Annotated in this window: 15 protein-coding genes and 1 pseudogene; 9 read left to right on the top strand and 7 right to left on the bottom strand. The window is 60.3% G+C overall.

Annotated elements, in window-relative coordinates; translation table 11 throughout:
* Positions 1 to 79: 79 nt before the first annotated feature.
* The 6 genes from ACA041_RS20995 to ACA041_RS20970 all read left to right on the top strand — a co-directional run bounded on the left by ACA041_RS20995 (position 80) and on the right by ACA041_RS20970 (position 6,418).
* Complete coding sequence (locus tag ACA041_RS20995) at positions 80 to 1,075, top strand: GlxA family transcriptional regulator (RefSeq protein ID WP_497436964.1); 996 nt, start codon at positions 80 to 82, stop codon at positions 1,073 to 1,075.
* 345 nt (positions 1,076 to 1,420) lie between these two features.
* Positions 1,421 to 2,110, top strand: coding sequence for an ABC transporter permease (locus ACA041_RS20990; protein WP_225570808.1), 690 nt, complete (start codon positions 1,421 to 1,423; stop codon positions 2,108 to 2,110).
* On the top strand, positions 2,107 to 3,105 hold the full coding sequence (locus tag ACA041_RS20985) for an ABC transporter ATP-binding protein (protein ID WP_497436958.1): 999 nt from the start codon (positions 2,107 to 2,109) through the stop codon (positions 3,103 to 3,105). The genes ACA041_RS20990 and ACA041_RS20985 overlap by 4 nt, the downstream gene beginning before the upstream one ends.
* Positions 3,106 to 3,107: 2 nt before the next feature.
* Positions 3,108 to 3,776: an ABC transporter permease gene (locus ACA041_RS20980; protein WP_497436954.1), complete on the top strand. Its 669-nt coding sequence runs from the start codon at positions 3,108 to 3,110 to the stop codon at positions 3,774 to 3,776.
* 54 nt (positions 3,777 to 3,830) lie between these two features.
* Positions 3,831 to 4,712: a glycine betaine ABC transporter substrate-binding protein gene (locus ACA041_RS20975; protein ID WP_497436951.1), complete on the top strand. Its 882-nt coding sequence runs from the start codon at positions 3,831 to 3,833 to the stop codon at positions 4,710 to 4,712.
* 161 nt (positions 4,713 to 4,873) lie between these two features.
* Complete coding sequence (locus ACA041_RS20970) at positions 4,874 to 6,418, top strand: amidase family protein (RefSeq protein WP_497436950.1); 1,545 nt, start codon at positions 4,874 to 4,876, stop codon at positions 6,416 to 6,418.
* Here the strand turns inward: ACA041_RS20970 and ACA041_RS20965 are convergent.
* Positions 6,324 to 6,518, bottom strand: a pseudogene (locus ACA041_RS20965) (hypothetical protein); the annotation flags it as partial. The gene ACA041_RS20970 and the pseudogene ACA041_RS20965 sit on opposite strands and share 95 nt — an antisense overlap.
* Before the next feature lie 76 nt (positions 6,519 to 6,594).
* Positions 6,595 to 6,885, bottom strand: a complete 291-nt coding sequence (locus ACA041_RS20960; protein WP_497442137.1) for a hypothetical protein — start codon at positions 6,883 to 6,885, stop codon at positions 6,595 to 6,597.
* Between the two features lie 114 nt (positions 6,886 to 6,999).
* Here ACA041_RS20960 and ACA041_RS20955 point away from each other — a divergent pair, with 114 nt between their 5' ends.
* Positions 7,000 to 7,191, top strand: coding sequence for a hypothetical protein (locus ACA041_RS20955; protein WP_497436947.1), 192 nt, complete (start codon positions 7,000 to 7,002; stop codon positions 7,189 to 7,191).
* A 177-nt stretch (positions 7,192 to 7,368) separates the two neighbouring features.
* On the top strand, positions 7,369 to 9,555 hold the full coding sequence (locus tag ACA041_RS20950; RefSeq protein ID WP_497436943.1) for a methyl-accepting chemotaxis protein: 2,187 nt from the start codon (positions 7,369 to 7,371) through the stop codon (positions 9,553 to 9,555).
* Between the two features lie 297 nt (positions 9,556 to 9,852).
* Here the strand turns inward: ACA041_RS20950 and ACA041_RS20945 are convergent, their stop codons facing one another.
* Entirely contained in the window at positions 9,853 to 11,559 is a 1,707-nt protein-coding gene (locus ACA041_RS20945; protein WP_497436939.1) for an amidase, read from the bottom strand.
* A 424-nt stretch (positions 11,560 to 11,983) separates the two neighbouring features.
* On the opposite strand from ACA041_RS20945, the gene ACA041_RS20940 reads away from it, so the two are divergent.
* Positions 11,984 to 13,660, top strand: coding sequence for an MFS transporter (locus ACA041_RS20940; RefSeq protein ID WP_497436937.1), 1,677 nt, complete (start codon positions 11,984 to 11,986; stop codon positions 13,658 to 13,660).
* Positions 13,661 to 13,703: 43 nt separating this feature from the next.
* Here ACA041_RS20940 and ACA041_RS20935 read toward each other — a convergent pair whose 3' ends face one another.
* The 4 genes from ACA041_RS20935 to ACA041_RS20920 form a co-directional block, all read right to left on the bottom strand.
* Entirely contained in the window at positions 13,704 to 14,933 is a 1,230-nt protein-coding gene (locus tag ACA041_RS20935) for a putative porin (RefSeq protein WP_497436935.1), read from the bottom strand.
* 391 nt (positions 14,934 to 15,324) lie between these two features.
* Positions 15,325 to 16,284 (bottom strand): PDR/VanB family oxidoreductase, encoded by a 960-nt coding sequence (locus tag ACA041_RS20930; protein ID WP_497436932.1) that lies wholly within the window; start codon positions 16,282 to 16,284, stop codon positions 15,325 to 15,327.
* Positions 16,285 to 16,287: 3 nt separating this feature from the next.
* The gene (locus ACA041_RS20925; RefSeq protein ID WP_497436930.1) at positions 16,288 to 16,725 is read right to left on the bottom strand and encodes a RidA family protein; all 438 of its coding nucleotides are present in this window, start codon (positions 16,723 to 16,725) and stop codon (positions 16,288 to 16,290) included.
* On the bottom strand, positions 16,722 to 17,756 hold the full coding sequence (locus ACA041_RS20920; RefSeq protein WP_497436928.1) for a Rieske 2Fe-2S domain-containing protein: 1,035 nt from the start codon (positions 17,754 to 17,756) through the stop codon (positions 16,722 to 16,724). The genes ACA041_RS20925 and ACA041_RS20920 overlap by 4 nt, the downstream gene beginning before the upstream one ends.
* Between the last annotated feature and the right edge of the window lie 3 nt (positions 17,757 to 17,759).

The raw sequence follows: 17,759 nt of genomic DNA, 5'->3' as shown, positions 1-17,759 counted from the left end.
CGTGTCCAAAGCCATTCCTTCGAGCTGACCTGAGCCGGTTGCTTCAACGGCTGGAACCACCCATGACAAGGATCTGGCGATGACCGCCCCCAGTGAATCAGCGACGTCTGTGAATACCTGCACAACCAAGCGTATCGGGCTGCTCATTCTCCCTGAGTTTTCCATGATGGCCCTGGCGGGAGCCAGCGAGCCTTTGCGCGCGGCCAATCGGTTGTCTGGCAAGACGCTGTATGAGTGGACCCTGCTCACGGAATCGGGCGGGCCGGTCAGCTCCAGCAGCGGCATCGAGATCCAGACGCTGCCGGTGGATCAGGCGCCGGAACTGGATCGCGTTTTTGTCCTGGCGAGCCTGGACATCGAACATCAGAACCCCCCAAAAATGCTGCGTTTTCTACAGCGCGCAGCCGCCCGGGGAAAAACCGTCGGCGCCCTGAGTACCGGCACGTTCATCCTGGCGCGCGCCGGATTGCTCGAAGGCAAGCGCTGCACCTTGCACTGGGAGTGCATCGGGCAATTTTCGGAAGAATTTCCAACGATCGAAGTCACCAAAGACCTGTACGTCAACCACGACAACCGCTGGACCTGTGGCGGCGGGACGGCGGCCATCGATCTGATGCTGGCGCAAATCGCCTTGGATTTCGGCAACCAGCTCGCCGCCAGTGTTGCCGAGCAATTCCTGCACGCCCGGATCAGAGCCCCGGAAGAACACCAGCGGATGTCGATTCAGTGGCGGTTCGGGATTCATGACCGGCGGCTGACGGCGGCCATCGCCTTCATGGAGAACAACCTGGAAAACATCGTCGGCATCGAAGAGATTGCCGACCGCTGCAACCTGTCCCACCGTCAGCTGGAACGGTTGTGGCATCAGCACTTCGGCATGACGCCGAAGAAGTTTTATCTGGAACTGCGGCTCAACGAGGCGCGGCGCCTGTTGCGTGAAAGCACCCAGCCCATTGCTTCCATCGCGTACACCTGCGGGTTCGTCTCGGCGTCGCATCTGGGCGCCGCTTATCGGCGGATCTGGGGATGCACTCCTGGGCAAGAGCGGCGGAAATTTGATGATGCCCATTCCTGATCGCGGCCCCTGGAAGGCCCGGCCACCGGGTATCGACCCGGCAAAAAAAGCCTGAATCGACTCCCCCGGGCAAAGCGCATAGCAAGCTAATGACCTAGCCCGACAAGCGGTGTACGCCGGCGAGCCTTGGTTGTTGAGCCATCCCGCATACTCTTTCTTTAAATAGATGGTTCACCTTGCACTGCGTGCGAGCGTGTCGCGTGACGTCGGTTTTTTGATAGAAATCGTCGGACTGAAAGCTAAGGCTCTGGCCGGTAGCGCGGTAATGTTTCCCCCAGATGCGGCGTTCACTTCCAGATGAACCGCCGAAAAAAACAACAATGACGCACAGAAGGCACAACCACCATGGAAACCTTGAGTTTCATTCTGGAAAACGGCGGGCTGATCAGCCTGCTCCTCGGGCAGCACCTTCTCATCGTGGCGGTGGCGGTGGGTCTGGCGATTCTGACCGGCGTGCCCGTCGGCATCGCGATCTCCCAGCACCCCAGAACCCGCCGCTGGGTATTGGCCTTCGCCGCCGTCCTGATGACCATTCCCTCGGCCGCGCTGTTCGGGTTGATGATTCCGGCCCTGTCGCTGATTGGCTATGGCATCGGCGTCGTGCCGGCGGTGATCGCGCTGTTCCTGTATTCCCAATTGCCCATCATTCGAAACACCACCACCGCGATCTCCAACATCGATCCTGCCCTGCGCGAAGCGGCGATCGGTATGGGCATGTCCACCTGGCAGCGGCTGCGCAAGGTCGAGCTGCCAATCGCGGTGCCGCTGATCATGGCGGGCGTGAGGATGGCGACCGTCATCAACATCGGCATCGCCGCCATCGCGGCTTACATCGGCGCCGGCGGCCTGGGCAGTCTCATCATTCGCGGCATCGCCCAGTCCGATACCCGGCAGCTGTTGGCCGGCGCGATCGTCATCAGTGTCATTGCCATTGCGGCCGATTATGCGTTGTACGGTTTGCAGCGCGTCCTGACGCCAAAAGGCTTGAACAAGAACAAAGTGGCCACTGGCCGAATGAAGGAAGCTACGACGTGATCCAGATCGAAAATTTAAACAAGAAATTCGGCTCAATCACTGCAGTAGAAGATGTCTCATTCAATGTTGAAGAGGGGCAGATCTGCGTACTGCTTGGGCCGTCGGGCTGTGGCAAAACCACGACGCTGAAAATGATCAACAGACTGATCACGCCCACTTCAGGCACGATCCGCATTGGCGGGCGCGACACGTCCGAACTGGACAGCGTCACCCTCAAACGCTCGATCGGCTACGTGATCCAGCAAGTCGGCCTGTTCCCGAACATGACCGTCGAGGAAAACATTTGCGTCGTGCCCAATCTTCTCGGCTGGGACAAAACCAGGAGCCGCAAGCGCGCCGCCGAACTGCTGGAAGTGGTCGCGCTGGATCCGTCGAAATTTCTCAAACGCTATCCTTGCGAACTTTCCGGTGGCCAGCAGCAGCGGGTCGGCGTGGCCCGGGCGTTGGCGGCGGATCCGCCGGTGATGCTGATGGATGAGCCCTTTGGCGCCATCGACCCGATCAACCGCGAGGTGATCCAGGACGAGTTCATGCGCATTCAGCGCCTCGTCAACAAGACCGTATTGTTCGTCAGTCACGACATCGATGAAGCGGTGAAAATGGCGGACTGCGTGGCGCTGTTCCACAACCGCAAAATCCAGCAATTCGGCAGTTCGGACGATCTGCTGGCCCGGCCCAACAGCGAGTTCGTGGCGAACTTCATGGGCGGCGATCGCATCATGAAACGCTTGCGTCTGCTGCGCGCGGCTGACGTCGCCAGCATGGTTGCGCCACGGGAACACATGCAGATCGTGGGCGGTAACAGCGGGGTGACTTCGCACACGCACCTGATCGTCAAGCCCGGGGATGACCTGCGCCAGGTACTCTCGCAACTGCTGGGTCGCGGCCAGGACTGGGCGGTGTGCAACGACAGCGACGGACGCTTTATCGGCTATGTCCACCAGTCCGACATCCTCGCGCGACTGGTTGAAAACATCACTCCGGCGGTGCACTGACGATGTCTGACTTACTCGGCAGATTGTGGCAAGGGCTCCAGTTTTACTGGGGCGACATCAGTTACCTGACGGTCCAGCACTTGCAGATCGTCGCGGTCAGCGGGGCGCTGGCGCTGATCATCGCGCTGCCCCTGGGCGTGTGGATGAGCCGGCCGGCGAACCAGCGTTACGCCATGGCCAGCATGCAGGTGCTCAATGTCGGGCAGGCGATCCCCAAGCTCGCGTTACTGGCCCTGGCCATGAGTTTGATTGGCGTCGGCAGCGGCGCGGCGATCATCGGCTTGTTTGTCGCCACGTTGTTGCCGGTGGCGGTCAACACCTATGAAGGTTTGCGCGCAGTACCCCAGCACTTGATCGAAGCGGCGGAGGCCATGGGCATGACGCCGCGGGAAACCCTGTGGAAAGTCGAAATCCCCAATGCGATGAACGTGATTTTCGCCGGTATTCGCACGGCGCTCGCCATCAACGTCGGCACCGCGCCGCTGGCCTTCCTGGTCGGTGGTGGCGGGCTGGGGGAGTTGATCTTTACCGGAATCGACCTGAATGACTTCGGCATGATGCTCGCCGGTGCCGCATCGACCGCTCTGTTGGCCATTGCCGTCGATCTGGGCTGCGGATTGATCCAGACCGTTGCAGTGTCCCGGGGCTTGAGGCTCGCCGGGCGTGAATGAATGTGCAGACCCTGGACATAAACTAATAATACGAGGTGCATGATGATTCATCGAATGCTATCCAGCCTGATCGTTACGCTTGGTCTTGTTCTGAGTTTCGTGGGTAACGCTGCTGCCGAGGGCACAATCGTGGTCGGCGGCAAAAAGTTCACCGAGCAGCAACTGGTGGCGGAGATGACCGCTCAATTGCTGCGCGCCAATGGCTACAGTGTCGACAAGCGCCCGGACCTTGGCTCGTCGGTATTGCGCGCCGCGCAAGAGAACGGTCAGGTCGACGTGTATTGGGAATACACCGGCACTTCGCTGATCACTTACAACAAAGTCACGGACAAACTCGACGCCGACGCAACGTACAAGAAGATCAGCGAACTTGACGGGCAGAAGGGCATCACCTGGTTGAACCCTTCCAAAGCCAATAACACTTACGCATTCGCCATGCGCAAGGCAGAGGCCGAGAAGGAGGGCATCGTCTCGCTCAGCGATCTGGCGAAGAACATCGAAGCGGGAAAGTCCTATAAGTTCGCCTCGAATGCCGAGTTCTTTTCGCGACCCGATGGCCTGCGTCCCCTGCAGGAAACCTACAAGTTTGAATTCGAGCGCAAGAACATCGTGCGTATGGACGGCGGGCTGACTTACCAGGCGCTCAGGGACGGTCAGGTCGACCTGGCCCTGGTCCTGTCGACTGACGGGCGCATACCGGCCTTCGGTTTTGTGGTGCTCAAAGACGATAAAGGTTTTTTCCCCAGCTACGCGCTGACGCCAGTGATCCGTACCGAAGTCTTCAAGGCGAATCCGAAGGTGGGTGAATTGCTCAACGCATTGTCGTCCAAACTCGATGACGACACCATCGCCGGTCTCAATTCCCGGGTCGACGTCGGGCGTGAGTCCATCGAAAGCGTGTCCAAGGAATTTTTGCAGAAGAATCAGTTGCTCTAGTTAATCCGCGCTGGCGTCGACGCCACTGAGTTGCACCATGACTGTCGAGGCCAGCGGAATGTCGCTGGCCTCTTTTTATCCGGCTTGTTTGCAACGCTCACTCCAATCGCTTGGGGTGTGAGCTCATTTCGTTTGCCTGTCATTCCCTAGGAGACTTATCGATGCAGTTGCATAAAAAAATCGTGGCATGCTCGTTACTGGTAGTGGCAGCAAGTGCTCAGGCGGACAACGGTATCGAGCGCATGACCCTCACCGATATGCGTCATGGATTGGATAGCGGGCGCATCAGTTCCGAGCAACTGGTGAGGCACTATCTGGATAATATTCTCGCGAACAATCACCAGGGCAAACACATCAACGCGTTGGTCAGCGTCAATGAACAGGCCATCGATCAGGCTCGCCAGTGGGATGCCGAACGGGCGAAAAACCCCAAGGCCAATTACCCGGCGCTGGCCGGTATTCCGTTCGTGGTGAAAGACAACTTCGACACCGCAGGTATGGTCACCTCCGGTGGCGCCTACGTGCTGCGCGCGTCGGTGCCGAGCCAGGATGCCTTCACCGTCAAGAAGCTGCTCGACGGGCAGGCGATACTACTTGGCAAAGCCAACCTGTCGGAGCTGGCGGCGTCCTTCGGCTGGTTTGGCTACAGTTCGTTGGGCGGCCAGACGCTCAATCCAAGAAACACCAAGCGCGATGCTTCCGGCTCCAGCAGCGGTTCTGCGGCTGCGGTGGCGGCTGCGTTCGCGCCGTTTGCATTGGGGTCGGATACCAGCGGGTCAATCCGCGCGCCGGCCAGCGTCACCGGCACGGTGGGGTTCCGACCGTCGTTAGGGCTGATCAGTCGCAGCGGCATTATTCCGCTGTCGCTCACCTTCGATACCGGTGGTGTCATTACTAACAGCGTGCTGGATCAGGCCATCGTGCTTGATGCGATCAAGGGCCGGGACAACACTGATCCGGCCACCCTGGATCTGGCCACCGACACCATACAATTCGAGCAGGCTCTGAGCCGTTCCACTCTGCAAGGCAAAACCATCGGGGTGATCACCAATTTCAACGGCGCCAACCCGGAAGTGGACGCGGTGTTCAAGTCGGCGCAGGAAACCCTGGGCAAGCGCGGGGCACGGGTGGTCTCCATCGAGCTACCGAAGGACTTTGAAACCCTGTGGGGCGATGTGCTCGGCCCGGTGGGAGAAAGCGAATTCAAGCCGCAATTCGAACGTTATCTGGCAACCCTCAACCCGAGCCAACCACGAACCCTCGCGCAGTTTCTCGACCTGGCCAGGAAAAACCAGGCTGAAAACGGACCGCACGCCATGAACCCGGCGCGCCTGGCTGGACTGGAAGCGGTTTCGAATGTCCGTAGCACCGATTCGCCGCTGTATATCTCCATCCTGTCCAGGAAGATCCCGCAGTTGCGCGTGCAGTTGGTGGACATCATGAAGAACAACCAGGTGGACAGTCTGTTCTTCGCCACCATCAATTGCCCGGCGTCGGTGGTTCACGGTGTGACCGATGACAGTTACGTGTGCCAATCCGCCGATACCTACGCGTCGTCGTACATTGCTTCCGCCACAGGATTTCCCGAGATCACGGTTCCGGCGGGCAGTATCAAGGGCAATCTGCCGGTCGGCGTGTCATTCCTGGGCGGTTATGGCGAGGACGCCAAGATCGTCGGTTTTGGCTACGCGTTTCTCGGGCGCTGATCAGTTGGGCGGGGTAGGCCAGGTAGTCACTGCGCTGACTGGCGAAGGGCTGGTCGAGGCTGATCAGCTCGGCGTTGGCCAATTCGTCGGCCGCCAGAAGGGGACGGAAAAATAAATCGGGCGGAAAAATAGATCCGTCCCCTTTTTGCCTCTTTTTGCCTTATCGAAAGGGCGCGTTAATTGATCTGCACAATGACCGGACCTTCCGTTACGATCGGCGGGTCCGCGTGGATATTTGATGCATTTTTCTGAATCCACTCACGTGCGACTTTCAAGCTCGCATCGCTGCCGGCCTTGTCCGTGCAAACAGTTACCGACGTACCACCATCACCGGTATTCAGCAGTGTGTAGCTCACGAGGCCAGGCACTGTCCGCAGGGTAGCTTCGACGTCGGTTTTGCGCTCTTCCAAAAGCCCGAAAAGCTGCTTTGCTCCAGTACCCAAGTAGGTTCTTATAACCGCATACATAGTCGTCTCCTTTGGCAGCAGCGTCTTGATGCCTATCCAGATCCGCTGATAGCCGCTATCACCCAAGATTCAATTCAGCCCGATTTATTAAGCTTAGCCACACGCCGGCGACAAGTGAAATGCAACGACCACCGGCCGCTTTTGGCCGAAGCAGCTATTCGCGACCGACCGCTTCCCGCCAACGAGCAAAAAGGAGCAAAAAAAGGACGGGTTTATTTTCCCCTTTTGTCTCGAAAAATTAAAAATTTGCGCCTGCCGCCACAGGCGGGCGAGTCGGTGTTGCAGCGCGAGGGGGCCAAGGATTAGCACAGGACGGCTGGAGTGCGTGGCGCTCAACTTGGCAGCGCGTTTGCGGGGCATCCCGTGGTTGGCGCACTGAGTTGAAGCATGGGATCGCGCATTCCAGAGCCCTGCGCAGCCCCAGGGGCAATGGTTAGGGTGCTTACGAACTGGCCTGGTATTTGCTACTGACTTCCCATCTGAATGCCGTGTCGGGGAAGTGGAATGTCGCTATCAAGTAATGCCATGCAGCTATCCCCTGGCGAGAAAAGCTGGTTACCCTGGTTCGGCAAAACCGGAAAAATGGCCATGGGCTGGTCCTGCCGGCTCAATCGCTCGGCGTACCCGGTGATCGAACAGACCTTCGAAGCCATTGCTGAAACCCGCGTGCAGTTGCTGCACAACTGGACCCGCGAGCAGTGGGAACACCTGGCTGAACTGGCCGACAATCTCGGCCGTGATTTCGCCCATCTGGACCGTACGACCTTGATCGACAAGCTGCGCCAGGCGGAAGATTTTTCCGAGTTGTTCGTGGTTGATGTCGCCGGCAGCGTCCTCGTCTCGACCTGGAATCAGCGGGACACAACCCGACTCGAGCAAAGCCGTGCCTTGGCAGAAGGATTGAAGGCGCCGTTTCTGCATGGCCCTTACCGCGATCCACTGACCTTGCCCATCGGCCCATCGTCTTCACGCTTCCACGATGAAGTGACCTTGATGTTCTATCAACCGCTGAAGATCGATGGAAAAGTCCTTGGCTGCCTCTGTGGTCGCGTGCCCAACGATGTGCTGGGCGATCTTATCCAGCGCGAGGCCGGGCACATTTTTGCCGAGTCCGGCGACAACTACCTGTTCATGGCGCAATCGCGTTTCGATCCCGCTATCGAGCCGGGAACCGCCTTGTCGCGCTCACGTTTCGAGGACGGTACGTTCACCCACGGCGAAAACCTGAAAAGCGGCGTCCACACGCCGTGGAAGACCGTGCAGATCCAAAGGCACACCGAACTGGAACTGCGCTTTACCGACCCGGCGACCCAGCAACTGCACCCCGGCGTACGCGAGACCATCCGCACCGGTTTCAACCTGTTCGTGACCTATCCCGGTTACTCGGACTACCGGCACATTCCGGTGGTGGGCAAGGGCGTGACCTTCCAGTTGCCAGGTTCGCCTGACCGCTGGGGCATGATGTGCGAAGCCGACCTGGAGGAGGTCTACCGTCGGCGCTCGCTCAGCCATGGCTTGATGAAACCTTATCTGGCGACCATGACCGGACTGTTCGCCTGCAACTTCCTGGTCCAGCATTACAGCGGCCTGAGCCAGGGGCTGATCGATACCGTCGAAGTCGCGAGCATGGTCGGCGCCACGGTCCTGTTCAGCCTGCTGGGGCCCAAGCGTCTGGCGAACCGATTGAACGACATGACGAATGTGATCAGGACCATCGCCGAGGGCGAGGGCAACCTTCGTCAGCGCCTGGACACCACGACCATGGCCAACGATGAGACCGGTGACATGGGGCGCTGGATCAACAGCTTCATCGACCATCTGGACTCGGTGGTCGGGCAAGTGGTGAAGGCCAGCCGCAACGTCGGCGCCACCAATCAGATGATGCTCGGCCGCAGTCAGGAAGCCGGCATCACCTCCACCGAGGTCGCCGACGCGGTGCATCGCATGATGATCATTGTCGAAGATCAACTGGGCGAGATCCAGCAAGCCTCCGCCAGCGCCGAACAGATGAAGCAGGCGATGGACGAAGTCGTCACTCGCGCCCGCGAGCAATTTCTCGCGGTGCAGGCCGGCACCCAGTCGATTCGGGATGTGGTCGAGCGCTCGTCTTCGAGCGTGCAGTTGCTCGACAGCCGGATGACGCAAATCGGCAACATCACCGGCCTGATCAGCGCCATCACCAACCAGACCAATCTGCTGGCGCTCAACGCCGCCATCGAGGCCGCGCGCGCCGGGGAGCATGGGCGAGGTTTTGCGGTGGTGGCCGATGAGGTACGTAGTCTCGCCTTGCGCACGTCACGGGCCGCCGACGATATTCGGCAGATGGTCGAAGGCCTGCAGAACGAAACGCAGAACGCCGTCAGCTTCATGGAGGAGGGGGTCAAGGACGTCGATAACAGCCTGCGTCTGGCCGAAGATGCCTCCTCGGAAAACGTGCAATTGCATCAAGCCGTGGAAAGCATGTTTGCGATCATCCAGCAGCTCAACAAACGCAGCCTCGATTATGGCAAGACGATCAGGCAGGTCGACCAGTCTTCCACCGAAATGCGCCAGACGGTGGTGGTGCTGCAAAGCAGTGCCGAAACCGTGAGGCTCAATGCCAACAAGCTGCAGAAACTGGTGGGGCAGTTCGAAGTGAGCAGCAACGGCGAACGGGTTGCGGCGGCTTGAAGGTGGGCGAGGTGGACAGGGGATCGAGTAGGGGCGAAATGGGTGGGGCGGCTGTCAGGACGTCTTCGCGGGCAAGCCTCGCTCCTACAGGTAATTGGGGTGTACACAAATACCGTGTCCGGCACAGATCCAGTGTGGGAGCGAGCCTGCTCGCGAAGGCGTCCTGACATCCGGCATCGATGTCGACTGACACGGCCTCTTCGCGAGCAGGCTCGCTCCCACAATTTGGAGTGCATGCGGATCAGAGAATCAGGTCGGCTGTCAGGCCGACTCGCTTTGGCTGCCTCGCTGCCGCTTCTAACCCGCCAATGGCGGCGTCCGCGGCGGAATCAAGCGCTTGGCCCCCGTCGCTTCAAACGCCGCAGCCAGACGCAGCAACGTCGAATCGTCATAAGCACGACCCGCAAACGTCAGCCCGACCGGCATCCCGATATCGGGCATGACACCCATCGGCACCGTGACCGTAGGCACCCCCAGATGGCGGATGGCAAGGTTGCCGTTAGCCACCCAGATCCCGTTACTCCAGGCGATATCCGCCGACTGCGGATCGACGTCGGCGTTCGCCGGCGCGACGTCCGCCACCGTCGGGAAAATCACCGCATCGAGCCCCAGCCGGTCCATCCAGTGCTCCAGGTCGATCCGCCGCGTCTGTTCCAGCCCGCGCAAACCATCCGGCACCGTGGTGATCTGGTCCCAGGGCGTAATACCGCGCTCGGCCATCCGCACATACTCGTCCATGCCCGCCACCAGGTCGCCCTCGCGGTTAGGCAGGGTCCCCGGGTCGTGGGGGAAAATCAGCGGGCCGTCGACATCGACCAGACGATTCAGCTTCGGATCGCCGTTGGCTTGCAGGAAATCATCGAACGCCCAGGCCGTCAGATCCCACAACTCATGGTGCAGGAACTCCTTGGACACCAGGCCCCGGGTAAACACCGTCGGTGCACCCGGACGATCACCCTCGCAATTGGTGACCATCGGGAAATCGACCTCGAGCACTTCGGCCCCGGCGGCTTCGAGGGCCTGGCGAGCTTGTTCCCAGAGCCCGATCACCGAGGCGCGGGTGTTGATGCGCTGCCCGGTCGGGCCGCCGATGCCCGGCGCAGCCGCGGTGCCCGCCTCGGGGTCGGCATTGATGTACATGCGCGGAACGCCAAAGCGCTTGCCGGCGAGCGCCTCGCTGTTCGCCGCAAGCGATCCATAGGCGTCAGGACGCACCGAGGCGACACTCGGAATCGGCACCCAGGGTTGCATCCGCCACAGATCGCCGCGGGTGTCGGGATCCTCCGCGACCACCACGTCGAGTACTTCGAGCAGGTCCGCCATGGTGCGGGCAAACGGCACCACCACGTCCATGGTCGGGGTCAACGGCCAGTTGCCGCGCACCGAGATCACCCCGCGCGACGGCGTATAAGCGCACAGGCCATTGTTCGACGCCGGCCCGCGCCCGCTCGACCAGGTTTCTTCAGCCAGGCCGAACGCGGCGAAACTGGCCGCGGTGGCTGTCCCCGCACCGTTCGACGAGCCCGAGGCGAAGGGCGCAGTGAGGTAGTCGGCGTTGTATGGACTCTCCGCGCGGCCATAGACCCCGCGCTGCATGCCGCCGTTGGCCATGGGCGGCATATTGGTCTTGCCCAGGCAGATCGCACCCGCGGCGCGCAGCCGCTCGATGGTGAACGCATCGCGATAAGCGACCAGGTTGGCGAATGCCGGACTGCCCGAGGCTGCCGTCAGCCCCTTGACCAGATAACTGTCCTTGGCCGTATAGGGGATGCCATCGAGCGGACCCAGGCACTCGCCTTTGGCCCGACGGGCATCCGACGCCCGGGCCTCTTCGAGTGCCTGGGGATTGCGCACCACGACAGCATTGAGGGCGGTGGGCGTGTCGGGGCCGTCATAGGCATCGATCCTGGCGAGATAGGCCTGGACCAGCTCGACCGCCGTGGTCCGGCCTGATTCGAGCGCCGCACGCAGATCGGCAATGGAGACTTCAGTGACCTCGATCATGCTGTTACCACCGGCTTCTGAAGGGAGAGGCGATCACGCCGGATCCTGGAGGCACGGACATTACTGTTGTCAAAATGGCTGCTCATAACGGTTCTCGTTGCATTGCATTACGCGACAGGGGCTGGGCTTACGACCTGAGCGTTCTATTTAACACCAAGCCCGGGAATCGGTGTAACGCTTCGGTGCCGGTGTGCACCGCTGGCTGAAAAAAATACGCGGCGGGCAAGTAACTGCTGATGGCGAGTGGATATCTGCGCGAAGCCGATTATGCTTCAGGAAACCTTGCAGCAATGCGAGGCCGTCAACCTGTGTGCATGCTTTGCGCAATCCGTAATCCGATGGAATCAGCCCTAGGGCCTGGGTGCGGCAAAATGGTAGTGGGGTACTCCGGCCTGATAAATAACAAAAAAGACGGAGAAGACTTATGGCCGCAATCGACAATACAACCACGGGCAGCGCGTCCCGTCACGGGCTCACCAAGGAGGAGCGCAAGGTCATTTTTGCCTCGTCCTTGGGCACCGTGTTCGAGTGGTACGACTTTTACCTTTACGGCTCGCTTGCAGCGATCATCGCCAAGCATTTCTTCGCCGGGGTCAACGAGACAACCTCGTTTATCTTTGCGCTGCTGGCATTCGCCGCGGGCTTCGCCGTACGCCCCTTCGGTGCCATCGTGTTCGGTCGCCTGGGGGACATGATCGGACGCAAGCACACCTTCCTCATCACCATCGTGATCATGGGTATCTCCACGGCCATCGTCGGCTTCCTGCCCGGGTACGCGACGATCGGCGTGGCAGCGCCGATCATCCTGATCACCCTGCGCCTGTTGCAAGGCCTGGCCCTGGGCGGTGAGTACGGCGGGGCGGCGACCTACGTGGCCGAACATGCACCCAAGGGCAAGCGCGGCTATTTCACTTCGTGGATCCAGACCACCGCGACCCTTGGCCTGTTCCTGTCGCTGCTGGTGATCCTCGCCTGCCGCACCATCCTCGGCACCGAAGCCTTCGAGGCCTGGGGCTGGCGGATTCCGTTCCTGCTGTCGATCCTGTTGCTGATCATCTCGGTCTACATCCGCCTGCAACTCAGCGAGTCGCCGGTGTTCCTGAAAATGAAGGCCGAAGGCAAGTCCTCCAAGGCGCCGCTGACCGAATCCTTCGCTCGCTGGGACAACCTCAAGATCGTCATCATGGCGCTGCTCGGCGGTACGGCCGGCCAGGCCGTGGTCTGGTACACCGGGCAGTTCTACGCGCTGTTCTTCCTGCTGCAGACACTCAAGATCGAAGCGCAGACCGCCAACCTGCTGATCGCCGGCTCGCTGCTGATCGGTACGCCGTTCTTCGTCATATTCGGTAGCCTGTCCGACCGCATCGGGCGCAAGGGCATCATCATGGCCGGCTGCATCCTCGCGGCGCTGACCTACTTCCCGATCTTCCATGGGTTGACCCAGTACGGTAACCCCGACGTGTTCCTCGCGCAGGAGAAGAATCCGGTCCGGGTGATCGCCGATCCCGACCAGTGCTCGTTCCAGTTCGACCCGGTGGGCAAGGCCAAATTCACCAGCTCCTGCGACCTGGCCAAGACCGTGTTGGCCAAGCGGGCCATACCCTATGAGAACGTGAAGGCCGAGCCGGGCACCGTTGCCCAGGTGCGCATCGGCGATAAAGTCATCCAGAGCTTCGAGGGCACCGGCATGCCGGCCGCCGACTTCAAGGCCAAGAACGACGCCTTCGTCGCCACCCTCGGTTCTTCGCTCAAGGAAGCCGGCTACCCCGAGAAGGCCGACCCGGCCAAGACCAACTACCCGATGGTGCTGTTGCTCCTGACCATCCTGGTGATCTACGTGACCATGGTCTATGGCCCGATCGCCGCCTGGCTGGTGGAACTGTTCCCGGCGCGCATCCGCTACACCTCGATGTCGCTGCCGTACCACATCGGCAACGGCTGGTTCGGCGGCTTCCTGCCCACGGTGGCATTCGCCATGGTCGCGGCCACGGGTGATATCTACTACGGGCTGTGGTACCCGATCGTCATTGCGGTGATGACGGCCATCCTGGGGATTTTCTTCATGCCGGAAACCAAGGATCGGGACATTCGTCACACCTGAGATTGGCGGTTGCCCTCTCCCGCGGGGGAGAGGGCATCACGCTTCAGAAGTAGTAGCCGATGTTGATGTTGGTCCGGTAGTACCACTCGTTGCTGCCGATCGAACTGGTATTGGTAAAGCCGGTGCCGTTTTCCGCGCCGCCGTAGGGGTTGGCGTTTTTCGCCCAGGTCAGATCGACCCACGCCATGATCGGCATCGCCAGGAACTGCGCGCCGACGGTGTACATCTGCGAGTCATCCCAACCGCTCTGGTCTTTCATCATGCGACTGTAGTCGTTGTACAGTTTGATCTTCTTCAATTGCCCCAGCTTGGGCGTTGGAATGTCATAGCCCACGTTCAGCGAGGCAACGGTGGCCTTGGACGCAATCAGGTACGCCGGTGTCAGGCCGTTGCCGCCCATCAGCACCGAATCGTTTCTGACGCCGGCCGGATTTTTCGGGTCGTACTCGTAGCGGATTGCCTGGGTGCTGACGGTCCATTGGCCGGCATTGATGACGGCATGAATGCCACCGGCCCAATAGTCACCATCATCCCGGGTCGTGGCGTTGTACAGCTGGGCAGCGGCCACCGATGCCCCGACCTCGGCTTTCCAGCCGTCGTTGACAAAAGTCCGCGCGACGCGGGCGTTGATCTGGTTGTGCTTCTCGTTGTCCTGGCGCGACTGGGTGAAGGGGATCGCGTTGTCCTTGAGGTCGGCGTAGCGGCCGACTTCCGGCGAGTAGCGGATGTCCGAGGGCATCATGCGTGGGAAGTAGCCGATTTGCAGATCCCAGTCCTTGTCCTTGTAGCTGTACTTCAAGCCCGCACCGGCGCTGACGCCATAACCCATGAAGAACGGCAGGTGATAACTCCAGCCGAATTGCGGGTAGGGTTCCAGGCCAAACGGCTTGAACGGCGCGCCCAGTTGCAGGTTTGAATTGCTGTTAAAGCGGTAGCCAACGAAGCCGCGATCGATGGAGCGTTTGCCGTCGTCCTGGAACCAGTAACCGACATCGCTGAACAGGTTCTTGTAGGTCGCCTGGACATCGATGCGGAAAGTGTCGAAGAGAAAGCGGCCATTGTTTTCGGTCGTGTCCCAATGCTCGTCACGGTAGTTGGTGCGCAAGGCGCCGCCGATATCCAGACTGCTTTGGCCATCGTCGCTGCGCCAGGCGATGTGCGGGAAGGGCTTTTTACCGGGAGTCGATGTCACGGGCGCAGCAGGGCCGGGTTCGCCGGCGAAACTGACGCAGCTGCTCATCATCAGCCCCAGGCATATCACGTAATTCTTCATGCTCACTTCCCCTGCAAATGTTGAGCGCTACAAAGTGACCGGCAACACTTTTCCGCTTGCCTTGAAAGTGGCAATGGGCGAGTGACTGCGAGTGTTGCGGTATTGGAGTGCGTTTTTGTTTTAACTGTTTCGTAGGTAATACGGCGTCTGACCCATGAACTTGTTGTAGATAGAGCAGAAACTATGCCAACTCCGGGATGGTGCTTGGAGGTCGAATAAAATCCAGTGAAAACAATTGTTTATATGGGAAACGCATTTCCGTGTATTGCCCGTGAAACGTAGGCGTCAGGGAGTAACGAAACTGCACGTTATATGTGCGTCCTTACTCCACGCGCATAAAAAAAGGCCGACAAAACTGTCGGCCCGTTTAATAGATGAAATAGCACGGCGGTTATAAGTCGAGAACCAACCGCCGACTCTTGCAACCCGATACACAGACCATCATCGATTTATTCGCCGCACGCTCGGCCTTGGTCAGCACCCCGTCACGATGATCGACATCACCTCCCAGAACCCGTGTTTCGCACGAACCACACACGCCCTCGCGACAGCTGTATTCAATGTCACAACCCGCCTCGAGCAACACGTCAAGCAAACTCAAACCCGGCTCGATCGACAGGGTCTTGCCGGTTTTTTTCAGCTCGACGCTGTAACTGCTCTGCGCATCTTCGGACGGCGGCAACTCCGCCGCCGCGAAGCGCTCGATATGCGCATGAGGATAACCGAGGCCTTCGCAGGTGCTTTCGAAGGCATCGAGCATCGGAGTCGGCCCGCAGCAATAAAAGTGCGTATCACCCGGTTGACCCGCCAGGTAGGCACTCAAGTCCGGCGGCATGCCTTTTTCATCGTTGAAGTGGTAAAGCACTTTCGCGCTCAGGCCGCTGAGCTCTTCGACCAACGCCGCTTCCTGCCGCGAACGGGCGCAATAGATCAGCTCGGCGGATTTTCCCAGCGCCAGCAGTTGGCGGAACATGCAGTAGATCGGCGTGATGCCGATGCCACCGGCCACCAACACGCTGTGCTTGGCGCCCAGGTCGAGCTGGAAGTTATTGCGCGGGGACGAAATCGGCAGCTGCATGCCGACCCGCAATTGCCCATGAACGAATTCCGAGCCGCCACGGCTGTTGCGATCGCGCAGGATGCCGACCACGTAACGGCCGCGATCGCTCGGCGAATTGAGCAACGAGTAGCTGCGCACCAGGCCGTTGGGCAGGTGCAGGTCAATGTGCGAGCCGGCTTCGAAGGGGGGAAACACGGTGTCGCCATACGGCCGCAATTCGACGCTGATGATGCCTTCGGCTTCGTAGCGCAGGGTATGCACGAGCGCGGTGAGGGGGGAGGAATTGGACATCGGTCACCTCTTTTCGACAGTTCGCAAATCGAGATCGAGACGCGCGCCGGCCTCGATCTCCACCCGCAGTTCGGGAAACACCAGCGCGCTCACTTCCACCAGCGTGGAGGTCGGGAACAGCGCCTGGCCGGCGAAGAAGTCACGCCGGGCGCGACCCACTTCATCCTTGTCGGCGATGGCCGTGACATACACCGTCAGCCGGTAAATGTTGCCGACATGCCCACCCGCGGCTTCGACCAGCGCCCGAATCTTGTTCAACACCAGCAGCGTCTGCGCATAGGCATCAAGCGGCGCGCCAGCCTCCACGGCCTGGCGCGTGGCGGGATGACCGGTCATGCCGGACATCACTACCTCGTTGCCGACCAGCAAGGCATTGGACCAGGTGCTGGCGGCCGACTCGCTCAACGAATCGGCCTGAACACGTTGCACGGCTGCGTTCATGGCAACTGCTTCGCATCAATAAACTCAAGCTGGGCCTTGGCCGCATTTTTCAGGTAGCGGCGCAGACGCACCACCCCGAGGTCATGCTGGTACAGGTTTTCCCGCTGGTTGGCGTCCGGTTCCATGAATTCGAGCAGCACCCGATCCTGTTCCAGCACGGCCCAGTGCCGGGCTTCCAGACGGTTCTTGTAGAGGAAGCGCCAGGTGTCGCGCTGCCAGCCGGTCAATGGACGGCAACGCCAGTGGAACACCGCCGACAAGGCACGGCTGCTCGGCGTGTAGCTGCCGATGATGGTGAAGTTGCCGCCCGGGCCGCCGGTTTTCGGGTAGGGGATTTCCAGGCGCAGCCAGTGGCAGCTGTTGTCCATGAATTCGGTCCAGTCGAAATTCACCCCGCGCTGGCCTTCCTTCTCGAAGAAGAAACCGTGGTCGGTGTCGCGGGTGACGAACTTGGCCGTGGCTTCGCCCTCGCTCATGGAGTGCGACATCTTGTGCAGGTAGGTGCCGTGCATCGGGTCCATGACGTTGTCGATGACGTAGCGGTAATCGCCTTTCCACTCGGCGTAGCACAGGAAGCTGCTCCATTCGGGAGAGGTCAGTTGCTCCGGCAATACCAGCTCCGGCGGGGTGTCCACGTGCGGGTCGACGGCGTTGTAGAGAAAGATCGCGCCGGCCGCTTCACGGGTGTGGAACATCCGCGTCGGGCGGCTGCCTTCGAGTTTGCACCCCGGGCTGCCGGGGACTTTGGTGACGGTGCCATCGCAGCGCACTTCGACGCCGTGATAAGGGCACTGCAAGCGGTCACCCAGCACCGGGCCCTGGGACAACGGCGCGCCGCGATGCGGGCAGTGATCTTCCAGGGCATGCACGCTGCCGTCATTGTCGCGCCACAGCGCAATCTTGTAGCCCAGGCGGCGGATCGAGACGGGTTTTTCGCCCAGCTGATCGGAAGGCAGCACCGGGAACCACAGGTTCTTCAAGCCGTTGGCCAAGAGGTTTTCAACAGGATCGACGGTTGTATTCATGTTCATTTC

The sequence above is a fragment of the Pseudomonas sp. LBUM1676 genome (assembly GCF_059695605.1).
The sequence above is the reverse complement of the archived record's forward strand: the minus strand, read 5'-3'. Positions and strand labels throughout refer to the sequence as shown.